The organism is Plantactinospora sp. BB1 (genome assembly GCF_003030385.1).
In the GTDB taxonomy this organism is placed as follows: Bacteria; Actinomycetota; Actinomycetes; order Mycobacteriales; family Micromonosporaceae; genus Plantactinospora.
The window spans coordinates 5,888,508-5,904,858 of record NZ_CP028159.1 but is presented as its reverse complement, the minus strand read 5'-3'; the positions used below and the strand labels follow the sequence as shown (position 1 = coordinate 5,904,858).

Genomic DNA, 16,351 nt, shown 5'->3' with positions numbered 1-16,351 from the left:
CGCCCGGGCACCGTGGGGGTCCGGGAGTCAGCCCGGTGGACGGGTGTCGACGAAGGTGAACATCCGGCCGCCCCGGTCGAGCGGCCGGGGCCGGCCCGTGAACCGGTGCGCACCCACTCCGAAGCCGGCCTCCGGGGCGGAGAGCCAGCCCAGTTCGAAATCCTCCGCCGCGAACCACTCGCAGATCCGGGGCACCAGGTCGGGTTCGCCACGGTGCCGGGTCCAGACCACGGTGCCGCCGGTCGCGCAGAGTTGGGTGCAGTAGCCGACGGTGCGGCGTACGTCGTCGTCGGTGACGTTGCCGAAGACGCCGCAGACCAGGACGAGGTCGGCCGGTGCCAGGTCGGCGTACCGGTCGACGGCTGCGGCGTCCCCGACCACCACCTCGACACGGTGCAGGCCGGCGGCGCGGGCCGCCTCGGCCGCCACCCGGGCGTTGCGGGGGTCCAGTTCGACCAGCCGCGCGGTGACCTCCGCCCGGCGGGGGTGCCCGGCGAGTACGTCCAGCAGGTCCCGGCCCTGGCCGGCGCAGACGCTGATCGCTCGGACGGGGCCGGGGGCAGCAGTGTCGAGGAACTCCCGGATCCGCGCCTGGACGGTATCCAGTCGGCGGCTAAGGGCCGAGTCGGGGTCCGCGTAGTCGCGGTGCCAGTCGTGCCAGTCTCGTCGCGTCGTCCGTTCCGCCATACCCGCAGGCTAATCTCGGCTTCGGCCTGGCGAACGGTTCGGATCCTGGCGTCGGAGCCTCCGTCAGGGCGACGTTTCCCTTCCGAGGGCTCCGACGGGATGGCTGGTTGGGGAGAAGACCAGGTCGAGGTGGTGGTCGACGACGGCGAGGGCGCTGCTGTGGTGGCCGGCCGGACGCCGGTTCCGGCGATCGAGGGATCTCACGTGATCGGGCGGTCGGGCGAGCGCGCGGTCGGGCAGCCGGTCTCCGGCCCCGGGTGTCTTACCCGGAGACTGTCGAGCTGCCCCGCCGGGGCGCCCACCGGGCCCGATCGGCCAGCTCGCGCGGGCCAGCGCCGGTGCCCCGTTCGTGCACCCAGCTCGACAGGCCGCCCAGCAGAGCCTGCCGGCCGACACCGGCCAGACCCGTGCCCGACCTGACTACGCGCGCACCGGCCGCCGCCTCGGGGCTGTCCCGCTCAGGCGGCGAGGACCGCCTGCACCTCGTGCCGGCGACCGGCGGCCAGTTCCATCAGCAGCGCGGGCGCCTCGTCGAACGGCAGCACCGCCGAGACCAAGTGCGCGCGGATCAGGTCGCCGTACTCCCGGAGCAGGGCGATCGTCTCCGCCGACAGGCGGTCGCGGTCCCAGGTGGGGGCCAGCCCGCGCGGTACCCGGCCGATCTGTGCGCAACGCAGCGAGAGTCCGTTGTGGTGGAACTCCTCGCCGAGCCGCACCAGGTCGGCACCGCCCTGATAGAAGGCGAGGTCGACGACGGTGCCCTGCGGGCGGAGCAGCCGCAGCGCCAGGTGCAGGGCCGACGCCTGGCCCCGACACTGGAAGACGACGTCGGCGCCCCGGTCGTCGGCCGCGTGCCGCCACCGCGTCTTCAACACCACGGCCGGATCGTCGGCGGTCGGGTCGAGGGTCTCCAGGCCGAGTGCCTCGGCGACCGCCCTCCGCTGCGGCGTCGGATCGAGTACGACCACCGAGGCGGCACCGGCCCGCCGGGCGAAGAGCGCGGTCAACAGCGCCACCACCCCCGCCCCGGTCACCGCCACCCGGCGCCCCCGCACCCCGTCGCCGAGGTCCCGCACCCCGCTGCCGTACAGGTCGGCGGCGGCGTGCAGCAGCCCGTTGGCGCAGATCGGCCCCATGTGCGCCACGTAGATCCCGAGCAGCGGATCCAGGTCGGCCGGCAACGGCACCACCCGGTCGAGGAGCGGGTCGCCCCGGTACCCCGTCCGGTGCCCATACGTCATCGCCACCACCGCGCCCTCGGCGACCGCCGGGGTACGACTGCGGGTCACCCGGCCGACCTCCATGTAACCGAGCCGGGTCACCGGGTACGGCGTCTCCGGCGCCCCTTCGACGAAGAGCCCGAGTGTGCCGTCCCAGGTGGCCGACAGGTAGGGGTTGGTGCCCTTGACGTAACTCAGTTCGGTGCCGGCGGAGACGCCGCTGAACAGGGTCTCGACCCGGAAGGTGCCGTCGGTCAGCGGCTCCGGCACCTCGTGGCGGAGCGCCACCTCGTGCGGACCGCTGACCACCAGGTTCCGGTCGACCACCAGGTTCCGGTCGACCACCAGGTTCCGGTCCCGCTCAGACATTCGCCGGCTCCAGCGGCGGTACCCGGACCAGCGCTCCGGTCGCGGCCGACTCGGCGACCGCCAGCGCCAGCAGGTGGGTCCGGAGCGCTTCCGAATAGGGCACCCGGACGTCCGCGCCGATTCCCCGGACCGCGTCGACGAAGGCCCGGTCGACGTCCCTCCGGCCCTGCTCCGGGTCGCCCGCGATCCGGCGCTCGCCGTCGCCGTCCCGCACCAGCAGGCCGTCCTCGCCGACCGACAGCGCCAGGCCGTCGGCGTACACCTCCAGGCCGGCCCGGTGCTTCCAGCCCAGCGCGCAGGTGGTGCCGAGCGTGCCCACCGCGCCGGTCGCGAACCGCAGCGCGGCGGCGGTCGCGCCGTCGACGTCCGCGCCGGCCACCTCCGGGGGTGTGCCGTTGCCGGCGGCCCAGACCTCCGTCACCTCGCCGACGAGATGCCGGGCCAGGTCGAGCACGTGTGCGGCCTGCTCCACCACCGGCCCGCCGGACCGGTCTCGCCGGGGCCACCAGGCGACCGGCGGTACCCTGTCCAGCCAGGTCCCGGCGACCAGCCGGACCGGCCGGTCGGCGAGAATCCGCCGAGCCTCGTCGACCACGGTCAGGTAGCGCCAGTGGTGGCCGACCGCCGTCACGGCGCCCCGCTCGTCGACGAGGCGGTTGATCCGCAGCGCGGTTTCCCGGTCCAGGGCGAGCGGCTTCTCCACGAAGAGGGCCGGACCGGCGGCCAGCACCGCCTCCTCGGCCGCACCGTGCGCGAAGGGCGGCACGCAGACGTAGACCGCGTCCAGGTCCGCCGCGAGCAGCGCGTCGACGTCCGGGAAGAACCGCGCCCGGGTCGACTCGGCCAGCCGCGTGGCCGCCTCCGGCACCACGTCGGTGACCCCGACGATGCGTACGTCGTCGAAGTCCGCAAGTACCCGCGCGTGCCGCTGCGCCACGCCGCCGGCACCGATCAGCCCCACCCGGCAGACCCGCATCCTCGACCTCCTGATCCCCGACCAGACCGGATCTTCGCCTTCTCCGGCCCCGGCCGTCGGGAAACCTCCCGGCGGCGGCGAAACGAAGCGTTCACCCGGTCGCCTCGGGGACGTCGTGATTTGGAGATCAAGCTGTTAGCCGATCTCGGGTTTGCCCGAGCGGCCCCGGGAAACTGTTCGGCCCGGTGCTGCGGATCCTGACTATTGGGGGGTCTGCCCGTGCGGCGGCATACAGAAGCGACCGTTCCACCCGTGGTGGAGGCGTGGACCACGTACCGTACCGGGAACTCGTCGAAGTGGACGAGCCGGCGACTGCTCAGGAGCAAGGGGGAACAGCGGGTCAGCGTGGTGTTACCGGCCCGTAACGAGGAGACGACCGTCGGCACCATCGTCGGTACGCTGCGCCGGCACCTCGTCGAGAAGAGCCCGGTCATCGACGAACTGATCGTGGTCGACTCCCGCTCCACCGACGCGACCGCGGCGGTGGCCGCCGCCGCCGGGGCCCGGGTGGTGAGCCAGGACGAGATGACCCGGGGGTTGCCCCGGCTCGACGGCAAGGGTGACGCTCTCTGGTCCGGACTGGCCGCCGCCACCGGCGACATCGTCGCCTTCGTCGACGCCGACCTGCGCCGCTTCTCGCCCCGGTTCGTCACCGGGCTGGTCGGGCCGCTGCTCGCCGACCCGACCGTCGCGTTCGTCAAGGGCTTCTACCACCGCCCGCTGGTCGGCGGCGGCACCGTGGAGCCGGACGGCGGCGGCCGGGTCACCGAGTTGATGGCCCGGCCCCTGATCAGCATGTTCTGGCCGGAACTGGCGGGCTTCGTCCAGCCGCTCGCGGGGGAGTACGCCGGCCGCCGGGAGGTGCTGGAACAGATCCCGTTCGTCTCCGGGTACGGCGTCGAGATCGCCATGCTGATCGACCTGCTGGAACTGGTCGGGCTGGACGCCCTGGCCCAGGTCGACCTCGGCGAGCGGTTCCACCGGCACCAGGACACCGAGGGGTTGGGCCGGATGTCGGCGCAGATCCTCTACACCGTCTGGACCCGGCTGCACCGGCGCGGACTGGTCACCGAGCCGGTGCCACCGACGGCCGCGCTCACCCAGTTCCGCCGTGGCGGTGAGCAGGCACTGCCCAACCTGGACCGGGAGGTGGTGGTCACCGACGTGTCGGTGGCCGAACGCCCACCGCTGGCCAGCGTCGCCCGGCGGATGCGGGCCGCCCGCGGCCGGGCCCGCCGGCTGGCGGTCGCCGGATCGGCGGTGACCGGCGCATGAGCCTCACCGTACTGGTCAACGCCGGCCCGTGGCTGCCGGTGCCGCCGAACGGGTACGGCGGAATCGAAAACGTGATCGCCACCCTCGTACCCGAACTGCGCCGGCTCGGCGTACGGGTGGTGCTGGCCACGGTCGGCAGCAGTGAACTACCCGTCGACGAACGGCTCGCGGTCTTCGCCGACGGCCAGTTCGGCAGCCTGCAACGGCCGTACAACCAGGCGTGCGGGGTGGTGCAGAGCCACCTGCACGCGGTGGTGCGTACGCTGCGGGACCGCGACGACATCGACCTGGTGCACGACCACGTCGAGGCGGCCGGCCTGGCCACCCTGGCCGCGCTCGGCCCGGACGCCCCGCCGGTGCTGCACACGCTGCACTGGGACCTGGCCAAGCACCCCGAGCTGTACGGCAACTTCGACGGCGCCGACCGGGTGCGCGTCAACGGCGTCTCCGCCTCGCAACTCGCCCGCGCTCCACAGGCGCTGCGCGACCACTCGGTCGGGTACGTCCACCTGGCCACCCCGCTGGCCACCGGCGCGGACCGGCGTCGCCCCGTCGACAAGGCCGGGCACGTCCTGGTGCTCGGCCGGATCAACCCGGGCAAGGGCCAGGACCTCGCCGCCCGGTTGGCCCACCGGGCCGGGTTCGACCTGGTCCTCGCCGGCCCGGTCGGGCCGTACCGGCAGCCCGCCGACCTTGCCGCCGCCGCGGACGATCCGGTGGCGGCGGCCAACCCCGACGTCCAGTTCTGGCGGGAACACGTCGCGCCGCACGTCGACGGGGTACGGGTGCGCTGGGTCGGCACGGTGGCCGGGCGGCAGCGCGACGACCTGGTCGCCACCGCCCGGGCGACGCTGTTTCCGCTGCGTTGGGCCGAACCCGGTGGTACGGCCGTGGTCGAGTCCCTCGCCCTCGGCACACCGGTCGTCGGGCTGGCCCAGGGCTGCCTGCCGGAACTGATCCAGCACGGTGAGACGGGCCTGCTGACCGGGGACGAGGACGAGTTGGCGGCGCTCGTCCTCGGCGCGGAGCGGATCGACCCGCGCCGCTGCCGGGCCGAGGCCGCCCGGCGGTTCACCCCCGAGGTGATGGCCCGGTCCTATCTGGCCCTCTACGAGCGCGTCCGAGCCCTGACCGCCACCCCCGCGCTGACCTGAGCCGGGTTCGGATCCGCAGGTCCCCGGGGGCCGGGACGCGGCTCGGGGCCAGCATGGTTCGTTCCCGTGCCGGCTTCGGTTAGTGTTCCGGTGACTACGCGTACCGGCGGTTGGGGGCAGGGTGGGACTCGCAGCCACATTCGGGCGGGCGGTGGCCGCCCACCGGCAGGCCCGGGCGCATCTGGACGCGGCCCGGCACGGGTTGGCCCGGCTCCAGCCGCCGCCCGACTCCGGCGAGACCGCCGACATCGTGGCCCGGCTGCGCCGGGTCGGCGAGGCGGTCAGCGGCGAACCTGAGCCGGCCCGGTTCTTCGCCGGCCCGCTGCCGGTGCGGCTCGGCGTGGCGAGCACCGTGGACGGAAGCTTTCCGGCGGTCGTACCGCTGAGCGGCGGCACCCACCTGGCGATCGACACCGACGCCCGGGACGGCCGAGTCGCCGCGCTGCTGCGTACCCTGGTGGTGCGGCTGCTCGCCGCCGCGCCGGCCGGCTCGGTGCGGGTGTCCGCCCTGGACAGCGCCGCGCTCGGCGCCACCTTCCTGCCGCTGCGGGTGCTGGTCGAGGCCGGGGCGGTGCCGCCGCCGGCCACCACCGAGGCGGAGATCACCGCCGTGCTCGACGCGGCCGAACGGCACGCCCGGGCCGCCCAGCAGGCCACCACCGGTACCCCGGAACTGCTGCTCCTGGTCGCCGCCTCGCTGCCGGAGGGGCGGGAGCTCGGTCGGCTCGCCGCGCTCACCCACGCCGGACCGACCGCCGGGATCTGCGTGATCGCCGCCGGCTATCCGTCCCGGACGATCGGGGTCGCCCCGCCGCCGCTGGGCGGCACCACGCACGTCCGGCTCGACCCGCAGGGGTACGCCTGGATCGGCGACCCGCCCGGCCATCCGTTCAGTTCGGACGGCACCGGACTCGCCGCCCCGGTACGCCTGGACGGCGAACCGCCGGCCGGTGCGGTCGCGGCGCTGGCCGACCGGCTCGGCGAGGTCTACCGGCGCGAGTCGAGTTTCGAGTTCACCGACCTGCTGCCGGCCCGCCCCTGGGCCGAGTCGTCCGGCAACGGGCTGCGCGCGGTGGTCGGCCGCGCCGGCCGGGAGCCGGTGATCTGCGCCTTCGACGACCAGACCCCGCACTGGCTGGTCGGCGGCCGGACCGGCGCCGGCAAGACCGTCTTCCTGCTCGACGTCCTCTATGGACTCGCCGCCCGCTACTCCCCGGACGAGCTGTCGCTCTATCTGCTCGACTTCAAGGAGGGCGTCAGCTTCACCGAGTTCGTGCCGACCGGCCGGGACCCGTCGTGGATCCCGCACGCCCGGGCGGTCGGCATCGAGTCCGACCGGGAGTACGGCGTCGCCGTGCTCCGCGAGCTGCGCCGCGAGTTGAACCGGCGGGCCTCGGCGCTGAAGCGGCACGGCGTGACCAAACTGGCCGACCTGGTCCGGGACGCCGGCAGGCCGGTGCCGAGGATCGTGGCGGTGATCGACGAGTTCCACGTGCTCTTCGCCGGCAACGACGCGGTGGCGAGAGAGGCGGTCTCGCTGCTGGAGGAGCTGGCCCGCAAGGGTCGCTCCTACGGCATCCACCTGGTGCTGGCCAGCCAGAGCATGACCGGAATCGAGGCGCTCTACGGAAAGACGGACTCGATCTTCGGGCAGTTCCCGCTCCGGGTGGCCCTGCCCGGCGGCGGGGGAGTGCTGGACGCGCTCAACGACGCCGCCGGGGCGCTGCCGATCGGCTCGGCGATCGTCAACCCGGCCGCCGGGCTGACCGCCGCCAACACCGTGGTGCAGTTCCCCGACGCGCACGCCAGCGCCGCCGAGGTGGCCCAGCTGCGGCACGAGCTGTGGCAGGCCCGCAAGCCGGGCTCGCGGCCACCGGCGGTCTTCCGGGGGTACGAGTCGGCGCACGTCGAGGACGATCCGACGTACCGGGGACTGGTCCCAGGTGGACGGCGGCCGTTGGCGCTGGTCGGTCGTACCGTCGACGTGGACCTCACCTCGGCGCTCTTCCCGCTGGACGCCACGCCGGGCCGGCACCTGGCGGTGGTCGGCACCTCGCCGGTCGGGGCCAGCGTGCTGCACGCCGCCACGGTCAGCCTGGCCCGGCAGCACACCCCGGGCAGCGCCCGGTTCCTGGTCGCGCCGCTGGTCGCGGTCGCCGACGAGATCGCCGAGGCGACGATCGCCGAGCTGACCGGCGCCGGGCACCCCGTCGACCGGCTCGACGCCGCCGGACTCCGCGAGGAGCTGCGCAAGCTCGCCGCCCAGCCGGCCGACGGGCCGCCGGCCGCCCGGACCTTCCTGGTCGGGTACGGCATGGACGGTGCCAGCGGCATCCTCGGCGTCCGGGACGAGAACTACCGGTCCGGGCTGGACGACCTCCAGGCGATGCTCCGGCAGGGCCCGGCGTACGGGGTGCACCTGCTCGGCTGGTGGCGTGGGCTGCGCCGGCTCTCCGACGACATCGGCGGGTCGAGCAACCGGGACGACGTCGCCTGCCTGGTCGCGCTGAACGTGCCCGGTGCGGAGCTGGGCATGTATCTCGGGCAGCACGACCTGGCCTACACCCCGAGGGCGAACCGGGCGCTGCTGGTCGACCGGCACGACCAGCGGGTACGCCTGATCGTGCCGTTCGTCCGGGCCGGCCACGAGCACGACGACGAGGAGGGGAGCTGAGGTGGCGAGCTTCGCCGAGTACGCGGCCCTGGCCCGGCACCTGCACGAGCTGCGTCGCAGCGGCGAGCGGACCGCCGCGCAGCTCGCCGAGGCGCGCGGGACGACCGGTGCCGCCGCCGACCGCCTCGACCAGCGGCTCGCGGTGCAGCAGCAGCGGTTGACGGCGCTCGGCCAGATGATCGGCAAGTCGATCCCGACGGCCCCGCCGATGCCCGGCCCGCCGCCCCCGCAAGCCGGCTGGTATCCGCCACCCGGGTCACCCGGGCATCCCACCGTGCCGGCCCAGTACGCCGGACCGGACCAGGTGAACCTGCCCGAGCCGCCACCGCCGGCCGGGCACGTCTACCGGCCGACCGGTCACGGCAACCCGTCAGCCGCTCCGGGTTTCCCGGGGGCGTCGGGTTCTTCAACCGCATCGGGTTCTTCAACCGCATCGGGTTCCCCGACCGCCTCGGGTTCGCCGGGCTACCCGGGTGATCCGGGGAGCGGGGCGGATCCGGCGGGCGGCACGGCGTACCCGGAACTGCCGGCCGGTCCGGCGCGGCGCGCACTGCCGGCGACCCCGGCGACCGGCCCGGTGCCCGGTCCGCGACTGCCCCCCGAGGTGTCGCCGTCCGGCGCCGGCGCGGTCTCCGGCGCGGGCCCGGGGATGCCACCGGCCCGGCCGGTCGACCCGCTGCGCGAGCTGGAGCTGGCCCGGCAGTCGGCGGACGGCGCCGACGTGCTGATCGTGCAGACCGAGACGATGGCCCAGCAGGCCCCGCTCTTCCCGTCGATGTCGTCGCTGGCCCGGGCGACGACGGTCTATCTGATCTGTGCCGGTTTCCTGATGGTCGTCATCTGGGTGCTGCTCTCCGTCGCCGAGGTGCAGCAGAACAAGGGCTTCGACACCGGTACCCTCGCCGTCTTCTCGTGGAGCTGCGCCGGACTGCCGACGATGGCGTTCTTCCTCGGCTATCTCGCGCTCAGCATCTGGGGCAAGCCGAGGATGATCGTCGGCCGTCCCGCCCGGTACGCCCGGCTCGGTTTCCTGATCTGCTTCCTGGCCGCCCCGGTCGCCTTCCTCGGCTACTACCTGGTGTGAGGGTTCCGCCGTCCGGGTCGCGGCAGCGCGGCGAGGGCGGAGAGCATCACCAGTACGGTGATGGCGAGCGCCGCCGGATAGCCGGTACCGGCGGCGACGAGACCGAAGCCGACCGCGCCGAGGCCGATTCCGGCGTCGTAGGCCAGGTTCCAGACCGCGCTGACCGTCCCGTATCCGGCCGGTGACACCTGCCGCAGCATGCTGGTCAGGCTGGCGTTCTGCGCGACGCCGAAGCCGGCACCGAAGAGCAGCATCCCGCCGACGAACGCGACGGGGTGCCCGGTCACGGCGAGGATCGCGACGCCCGACGCGGCGACGAACACGCCGCAGCCGAGCAGCGGGGCGAACGGATGCCGGTCGGTGTACCGGCCGGCCCACCAGCGGGTCAGCGGCGCGGTGACCGCCTGCGCGAGCAGCCCGAGCGCGATCAGGCTCGCCGGGGCGTCGGTCAGCACGGACGGCAGGAACGTGACGACGATGCCGGACGCCAGCGCCACCCCGGCGAAGACCACCGCCGGCCGGGTCAGCGCCGGGTTCCGCAGCCCCGCCACCATCCCGAGCGGCCGCTCCGGCTCGGCGGGCCGACCGGGTAACCCGGTCGCGGCGGCGACCCCGGCCAGCGCGGCGATCGCGCCGAGGACGAAGACGCTGGGATAGCCGACCCGGTCGACCAGCCACACCCCGACCGGCAGCCCGATGATGCCGGGCACCCCGACGACGACGCCGTACAGGCCGAGGGCCTCGCCGCGTCGCTGCGCCGGGGCGAGTTGTGCGGCCAGCGCGCCGCCCACGACAACCGTGATGGCGAAGCCGACGCCCCGGACGAGACAGACCAGCAGGATCGCCGGAATGCCGGTGGCGACCAGCAGGATCAGCGGCGGCACGCCGAGCAGCAGCAGACCGGCGAACAGGAGGCTCCGCTGCCCGAACCGGGCGGCGAGCCGGGGGATGGCCAACTCGACCAGCACGGTGGAGAGCATCAGCGTCCCGGTGACCATGCCGGCGCCCACGTCGCCCGCGCCGACCGAGGTGGCATAGAGCGGTACGACGGTCAGCAGGAGGTAGAAACTCGTCATGGCGCCGAAGCTGGCCACGAAGGCCAGTAGCAGTGCCCTGGTCACCAGCGGTGGCCGGGCGGCGGTGCCGGTGGTCGGCGGTACGGTCCCGGTGCCGGAGGTCATGCTGCTCATGCCGTCGACCCTAGGAGCGGAACCGGCCTGCCTTAAGGTCCAATTCCATGGTGGTTGAGTGGGCCGGTTTGGGCCCGGAGCTTCTCGTACCGCTGGACCGGACCAGTCGCGAACCACTGCGCGCGCAGTTGGAGGGCGCACTGCGGGACGCGATCCGTCGCGGCCGGCTCCGGGCGGGCGAGCGGCTGCCCTCCTCCCGTGAGCTGGCCCGGCAACTCGGCGTCTCCCGGGGCCTGGTCCAGGACTGCTACGGCCAGTTGCACGCCGAGGGCTATCTGCGCACCCGTACCGGATCGGCCACCCGGGTCGCCGAGCTGCCCGCCGGGGCGCTCGCCCCCGGCCCGGCCGCGGCGGCGGTCGCCCGGCCGCTGCGTGCCGACTTCGCCGCCGGGGTACCCGAGCTTGCCAGCTTTCCGCGCGCCGAGTGGCTGGCGGCACAGCGCGAGGCGTTCCGGCTCGTCCCGAACGCCGCCTTCGGCTACGGCGACTCCCGCGGCAACCCGACCTTCCGGGAGACCATCGCCGGCTATCTGCGCCGGGTCCGGGCGGCACACGCCGATCCCGACAACATCGTCGCCTGCGGCGGCTTCGCCCAGGGTCTGCACCTGGCTCTCGGCGTCCTCCGGCAGGCCGGCCACCGGCGGATCGCGTTCGAGGATCCGGGGTACGGCGACGACAGCACACTGGCCGCCACCGCCCGCGCCGGCCTCCGCGCCGTGCCGGTACCGGTCGACGCCGAGGGGATCGACGTCGACGCCCTCGCCGCGACCGGCGTACGTGCCGTGGTGGTCACCCCGGCCCACCAGTGGCCGACCGGGGTGGTGATGGCCCCGGCCCGCAGGCAGGCACTGGTCGCCTGGGCGATCCGGCACGACGCGATCATCGTCGAGGACGACTACGACGCCGAGTTCCGCTACGACCGGGAACCCGTCGGTAGCCTCCAGGGCCTCGCCCCCGACCATGTCGTCACCATCGGCACGGTGAGCAAGACCCTCGCCCCGGCGATCCGTCTCGGCTGGATGCTCTGCCCATCCGCCCTCACCGGGGCGGTTCTGCACGACAAGCGGCTCGTCGACCGTGGCTCCTCGCTGCTGGACCAGCTCACCGTCGCCACGCTGATCAGCTCCGGCCGCTACGACCGGCACCTGCGCCGGATGCGTGGCCGGTACGCCGCCCGCCGTCAGGCACTCGTGCGCGCCCTCGCCGCGTACGCCCCGATGGTCACGCTCACCGGGCTCGCGGCGGGTTTCCACGCCGTGGCCCACCTGCCGGCCGGTGCGGACGAGCGGACGGTGATCGAGCGGGCGTCGGCGCAGCGGATCGGCCTCTACGGGATGAGTGGCTACCGGGCCGACGGGTCGAGCACGCCGCCGCAGCTCGTGGTCGGCTTCGGCAACCTCAGCGAGGACACCATCCAGGCTGCCGTCCGAGTCATCGGGACGCTGGTCTAGGTGCCGCTAGTCGTCGTCCGACGCGGTGTCCGCTGTGGCTGCTGCGTCGTCTGTCGGGTCTTCCGTTGCGTTGTCGGCTGTGGCTGGTGCGTCGTCTGTCGAGTCGGCTGGTGCGTCCACCGTCGGCTCGGCTGGTGCGTGCACCGTCGACTCGGCTGGTGCGTCGCGGATCGCCTGGTCCTCGGCGTCGGAGAGGAAGCGGTCGAGTTCGGTGCGGGACAGGCCCTCGTCGTCGAGCAGCCCGATCAGCAGCAGCGTCTGCGCGGTGTGCGTCCTCGAACGCAGCGGGTCCGGCGTCGGCTCACCGGCCAGGGTCGCCCAGAGCAGCGACTCGGCCAGCCTCGGATCGAGGTCGTAGCCGGTACGGTCGTAGCGTTCCCGGACGCTGGCCACGAACCGGATCACCGGCGCGCGATCCTCCCCGCCGGGCCGGAACCGCCGGTGCGCGGCGAGCCGGAACGCGGTCTCGACCAGCAGGCCGTACCGTCGCCAGTCCGGCTCGTCGAACCGGTCGATCCGGTGCTGGTAGTCGCGCGGCCGGCCGGTGGCAAGGTCGCGGAGTGGGGCAGCGTAGCGGCTCAGCACGACTGGCTCCATTCGCGGTCGACGGGGCGCTGCCGGCGTACCCGGGCCAGGAAGCCACGCCAGCCGGCCCACGGCTGCACACTCAGCAGCACCGCACCGGCCGTCCGGGCCCCGGCCGCGATGGTCCCGACGCCGGCCAGGTGGGCGGAACGGGCGGCGGCGCTGGCGATCGGAGCTGTCGAGCGGCCCGCCCACCGGGGCGCGGGCCGGGGTGGCGGCTGGGCGGTGCCGGCGAGCGCGGCGGCGTACCGGTCGATCGCCCTGGCCCCGATCGCCAGCCGGGCGCTGACCAGGTCGAGTCGGGCGGCGGCGATCCGCCATCGGTCGGCGGCGACCCGGGCCGGGGCGTCGGCGCTGGTCCGGCGCAACCGGTCCTCGGCGGCGGCGAGCTGTCGCCGGACCCGCCCGGCCAGCTCCGTAGCCCGCTCGGCGTCCGTCCGGGCCGCTGTCAGCCCGTCCACCACCTCCTGGACACTCGCCGGGACGCTGCCGGGCAGCCGGCGGGCCTCGGCAATGCCGGAGTAGACCAGGCTGAGCGCGGTCCAGGCGTCGGTGAGCGCGTCGCCCCAGCGGGCCAGCCCGGTAACCGGCAGTGGATCATCTACTTTGGAGAGCTGCCGGTCGGCGCGGTCGAGCGCGGACTTGACGGCGAGGCAGGCGGCGCGCAGCTCGTCGGCCGGCAGCGGCGCGCTCACGTCCCCGGTCAGCATCGGGAGCTGGCGACGACCGTGGTCGTGATGGCCGCCGTCGCCGCCGTAGTGGTGCGGCCGCTGGTTGACCGTCCGTTGGGTGTGGTGCGCCAGGGTCCGCCGGGCGGCGAGCAGGGTGGTGCAGGGGCCGGGCCGACCACACCCGAGACAAACTCCGGTGTACGCGCACACGGCGTGCCCGAGCACCACCCGCCGGGCCTCGTCCATCCGGGCACGCGCGAAGATCGCGTACGCGGGCTGGGAGAGGGCGGTCACGAGACGGCCCTCGAATGTGGAGTGGGATCCATTGCTGCTTCCCGTCTGGTGGGGATAGCCGGCGGGTGTGAGTGGGTCTACGTGGGCAGGTGGGGGCACCCGGCCGACCGGGAGAGAGGGCCGGCCGGGCTCTGTGCGGGACGACCGGCCCCAAGGGTGCTGACCAGGGAACCGCTCAGCGGGAACTTTGTCATACTAGTCTGGTAAAGTCAACGTCCGGAGTAGTCCTTACTTGTCTGGGAAAGTGAGGTGTGATCAAATGGCGGTGCTGACCAGGGAGACCGCCAATGCCCGCCAAACCGAAGTGGGAGCGCATCGCCGACGAGATTCGAGGGAAGATCGAGTCTGGCGAGCTTGCCTCCGGCGCTCAACTGCCGTCCACCGCTCAACTGCGCGCCGAGTATGGCGTATCCGCAGGCGTCGTACGTCAAGCGATCCTGGTGTTACAAACGCAGGGCCTGGTTGAAGGCGTACATGGCGTCGGGGTGTTCGTTTCCGAGTCCTGATCGCCCGTAGAGTGTGAGTAGTCGTGTTTGCAGAAGCTGATCTAGGAACGGTGGGTGGCAGCCCACTGCTCCGGCCGGTCAGTGGGGTAGCTCGGTCACCCCGGGTACTTCCCGTCCGGCGAGCGGACGCAGGGGGACATTACGATCAGGGCGATCCAGACCCGGTCGCCGGAGGTCGTCCAGGAGAACTGGAAACCGTCGGCGGGGTTGACGAGATCCAGTTCGGCGCCGGCGCCGTCGGGCAGGAGTCGGAAGTTCTTTAGCTCGTACCCCTTCGCGGTCCACTCGTCGCGGAGCCGTTCCAGCACCGGGGCATGGCGCTCGACGGGCAGCGTCACGTGGCTGAACCCGGAGACGTGGAAGACCGCGTCGTCGCGGTACCCGTCACAGGGTGCCGGTGCGACGGACGGCGCCGGATCCGGGCTGCCCTCGCCGATCGCCTCCGTCGCGGCACCGAGATGCGCGCGGGTCGCCGCCTCGACATCCGCTCTCGATTGGCTCTGCACCGTCGGATCCTTCCCGTTGTCGGGGTCTGAACATCCGGCGAGGACCGCCACAACTGCGGAAACCGCCACCACGGCCGCCCGTACCCTCATCGTGGCGGCTGCCCGTGATCGAGGGTCACCTGGTCGTAGAGGCCGAGCACGATCCGGCCCTGGTTCTTCAGGCTCTCGCTGCCCGGCGTCCAGTAGCCGCTGTGCCCGGACGTGTCGACCTGGTAGCGGTTGGCGCCGAAGTCCTGGTCGGTCGGTTCGTTGTCGTGGATCCCCGGGATGCTGCCCGTCGCGCCGGTCATCGGATCGTCCGCCGCGCCACCCGCCCAGACGTGCCGGGGATCGAGCTGAAGTTCGCTCACGGTGCCCACCGACATCCCGGGACTGCCGGCCGTCACGATGTCGTGTACGGCGAGGCCGTCGCCGTGGCTGGCCGCCTCGCCCACCACCACGCTGCCGTAGCTGTGCCCGATCACCGTGGTGTGGTTCGGTCCGGGGTCGTGTGCGGCGTTCAATCCGTTGACGAAGCTGTCCAGAGCCGGGGCGCCGGCCTCGGCGTGCCCGGCACCCATCGCGCTGGTGTCGAACCCCGGGGCGTCGTAGCCGAGCCACGCGATCACCGAGATTCCGCCGGCGGTGGGGCCGCCGATCTGCTGTGCCGCTCGTTGGACCTCGGACGCCCGGTCGATCTGCCCTCGCATGTTGTCGAGTTCCGTCCCGGTGCCGGGCACGAGTACGGCGGTGTGCGCGGCGCTGTCCGGGTTGCCGACCGCGACGATCGCCTTGCCGTCGTTGGCGTTCTCCAACCCGAGCAGATACAACTCCTGTCCAGCCGGCCCGTACTCGGCGGCCTCCAGCTTGTCGAGCAGCGGGAGCAGCCGGTCGAGTTCGCGCCGCTCCTGCGCACCCCACTCTGGCGCGTGCCCCAGTTCCCCGATATGTGACCTCAATGCTAGCCGGTTCGCCTCGTCCCGGTCGGTCGCCGGCAGTCCGTCCAGCGCGCCGAGCCGGTCGGGATGGGCTGTCAGGAACAGCAGGCGCTGGTCCTCGGTGAGCCCGTCCCACCAGGCCCGGACACTCGCCGGATCGGCGCCGGCCGCCGGGATGGCGGACTCCGCCACGCCGAGCAGGTCGGCGACCTCCCGAGCGTCCAGGATCGCGTTCTTCCACTCGAAGGTGTCCATGGCGCCACGGTCAAACGGTTCCAGTTTGCCGAGGGCGCGTTTGATGTCCGCGTCCGCGTCGTCCGCCTCGGCGAGCAGCTTGCCGATCAGGTCCGTGTAGATCTCGGCGTTCTGGTACTGCAACGCCCGCTCTGCCCGACCGTCGTCCAGCTGGATGTGCCAGTCCTCGGCGGGTGGCGGCTGCACCCGACCGTCGTCGTTCACCCGCAGGCCCAGCAGGTCGCAGGCGTCGATCGCGGCGTGCAGGCGCTGCTGGACGTCACGCAGTCGCTCGGCGGCGTTGCCGAGCACGATCGCGGCCATCCGGTGCAGCAGGGCCGCAAGTTCGAACTCGTCGTCCAGCACGTCGAGGCGGGAGAAGAGCGCGGACGCCGCGTCGCCGGACCAGCCGGAGGTCCGCAAAGGTCCGGTGAGTTCCTTTACAACCCGCTGCTCCAGTTCGCCAGAGCGGCGGGCCAGCAGCCGCCACGCCTCCGCCGCCTCGGTCACCGTGCCGAGCCGGGCGTCCCGGAGTTCGACGTACGTGACCATCCGGGC

General features: G+C 73.4%; 14 protein-coding genes. 6 read left to right on the top strand and 8 right to left on the bottom strand.

Going from position 1 to position 16,351, the window contains the following annotated elements; all coding sequences use genetic code 11:
• Window positions 1-27: 27 nt before the first annotated feature.
• The 3 genes from C6W10_RS25805 to C6W10_RS25795 all read right to left on the bottom strand — a co-directional run bounded on the left by C6W10_RS25805 (window position 28) and on the right by C6W10_RS25795 (window position 3,252).
• Complete coding sequence (locus C6W10_RS25805; RefSeq protein WP_107261240.1) at window positions 28-687, bottom strand: class I SAM-dependent methyltransferase family protein; 660 nt, start codon at window positions 685-687, stop codon at window positions 28-30.
• 458 nt (window positions 688-1,145) lie between these two features.
• Window positions 1,146-2,234 carry a zinc-binding alcohol dehydrogenase gene (locus tag C6W10_RS25800; protein WP_107264288.1) on the bottom strand — a complete coding sequence of 363 codons (1,089 nt, stop codon included), beginning with the start codon at window positions 2,232-2,234 and terminating at the stop codon, window positions 1,146-1,148.
• A 34-nt stretch (window positions 2,235-2,268) separates the two neighbouring features.
• Window positions 2,269-3,252 (bottom strand): Gfo/Idh/MocA family protein, encoded by a 984-nt coding sequence (locus C6W10_RS25795; RefSeq protein WP_107261238.1) that lies wholly within the window; start codon window positions 3,250-3,252, stop codon window positions 2,269-2,271.
• A gap of 255 nt (window positions 3,253-3,507) precedes the next feature.
• On the opposite strand from C6W10_RS25795, the gene C6W10_RS25790 reads away from it, so the two are divergent.
• The 4 genes from C6W10_RS25790 to C6W10_RS38765 all read left to right on the top strand — a co-directional run bounded on the left by C6W10_RS25790 (window position 3,508) and on the right by C6W10_RS38765 (window position 9,439).
• A complete protein-coding gene (locus C6W10_RS25790) occupies window positions 3,508-4,527 on the top strand; it encodes a glucosyl-3-phosphoglycerate synthase (protein WP_234361948.1) in 1,020 nt (339 codons plus the stop codon).
• Entirely contained in the window at window positions 4,524-5,681 is a 1,158-nt protein-coding gene (locus tag C6W10_RS25785) for a glycosyltransferase (RefSeq protein ID WP_107261234.1), read from the top strand. Before C6W10_RS25790 ends, C6W10_RS25785 begins: the two co-directional genes overlap by 4 nt.
• A 121-nt stretch (window positions 5,682-5,802) precedes the next feature.
• On the top strand, window positions 5,803-8,355 hold the full coding sequence (locus tag C6W10_RS25780) for an FtsK/SpoIIIE domain-containing protein (protein WP_107261232.1): 2,553 nt from the start codon (window positions 5,803-5,805) through the stop codon (window positions 8,353-8,355).
• Window position 8,356: 1 nt separating this feature from the next.
• Window positions 8,357-9,439 carry a hypothetical protein gene (locus tag C6W10_RS38765; RefSeq protein ID WP_107261230.1) on the top strand — a complete coding sequence of 361 codons (1,083 nt, stop codon included), beginning with the start codon at window positions 8,357-8,359 and terminating at the stop codon, window positions 9,437-9,439.
• Here the strand turns inward: C6W10_RS38765 and C6W10_RS25770 are convergent.
• The gene (locus C6W10_RS25770; RefSeq protein WP_199853748.1) at window positions 9,427-10,629 is read right to left on the bottom strand and encodes an MFS transporter; all 1,203 of its coding nucleotides are present in this window, start codon (window positions 10,627-10,629) and stop codon (window positions 9,427-9,429) included. The genes C6W10_RS38765 and C6W10_RS25770 overlap by 13 nt on opposite strands.
• Window positions 10,630-10,676: 47 nt before the next feature.
• Between C6W10_RS25770 and C6W10_RS25765 the strand changes: the two genes are divergently transcribed.
• A complete protein-coding gene (locus C6W10_RS25765; protein ID WP_107261228.1) occupies window positions 10,677-12,080 on the top strand; it encodes a PLP-dependent aminotransferase family protein in 1,404 nt (467 codons plus the stop codon).
• Between the two features lie 6 nt (window positions 12,081-12,086).
• On the opposite strand, the gene C6W10_RS25760 is transcribed toward C6W10_RS25765, so the two are convergent.
• Together C6W10_RS25760 and C6W10_RS25755 are read right to left on the bottom strand one after the other, a co-directional pair.
• Window positions 12,087-12,665 carry a hypothetical protein gene (locus tag C6W10_RS25760; protein ID WP_107261226.1) on the bottom strand — a complete coding sequence of 193 codons (579 nt, stop codon included), beginning with the start codon at window positions 12,663-12,665 and terminating at the stop codon, window positions 12,087-12,089.
• Complete coding sequence (locus tag C6W10_RS25755) at window positions 12,659-13,630, bottom strand: hypothetical protein (RefSeq protein ID WP_107261224.1); 972 nt, start codon at window positions 13,628-13,630, stop codon at window positions 12,659-12,661. Before C6W10_RS25755 ends, C6W10_RS25760 begins: the two co-directional genes overlap by 7 nt.
• 287 nt (window positions 13,631-13,917) lie before the next feature.
• Between C6W10_RS25755 and C6W10_RS25750 the strand changes: the two genes are divergently transcribed.
• The gene (locus C6W10_RS25750) at window positions 13,918-14,136 is read left to right on the top strand and encodes a winged helix-turn-helix domain-containing protein (protein WP_107261222.1); all 219 of its coding nucleotides are present in this window, start codon (window positions 13,918-13,920) and stop codon (window positions 14,134-14,136) included.
• 95 nt (window positions 14,137-14,231) lie between these two features.
• On the opposite strand, the gene C6W10_RS25745 is transcribed toward C6W10_RS25750, so the two are convergent.
• The gene (locus C6W10_RS25745) at window positions 14,232-14,642 is read right to left on the bottom strand and encodes a hypothetical protein (RefSeq protein ID WP_107261220.1); all 411 of its coding nucleotides are present in this window, start codon (window positions 14,640-14,642) and stop codon (window positions 14,232-14,234) included.
• 86 nt (window positions 14,643-14,728) lie between these two features.
• Window positions 14,729-16,345 carry an alpha/beta hydrolase gene (locus C6W10_RS25740; protein WP_107261218.1) on the bottom strand — a complete coding sequence of 539 codons (1,617 nt, stop codon included), beginning with the start codon at window positions 16,343-16,345 and terminating at the stop codon, window positions 14,729-14,731.
• Window positions 16,346-16,351 lie beyond the last annotated feature (6 nt).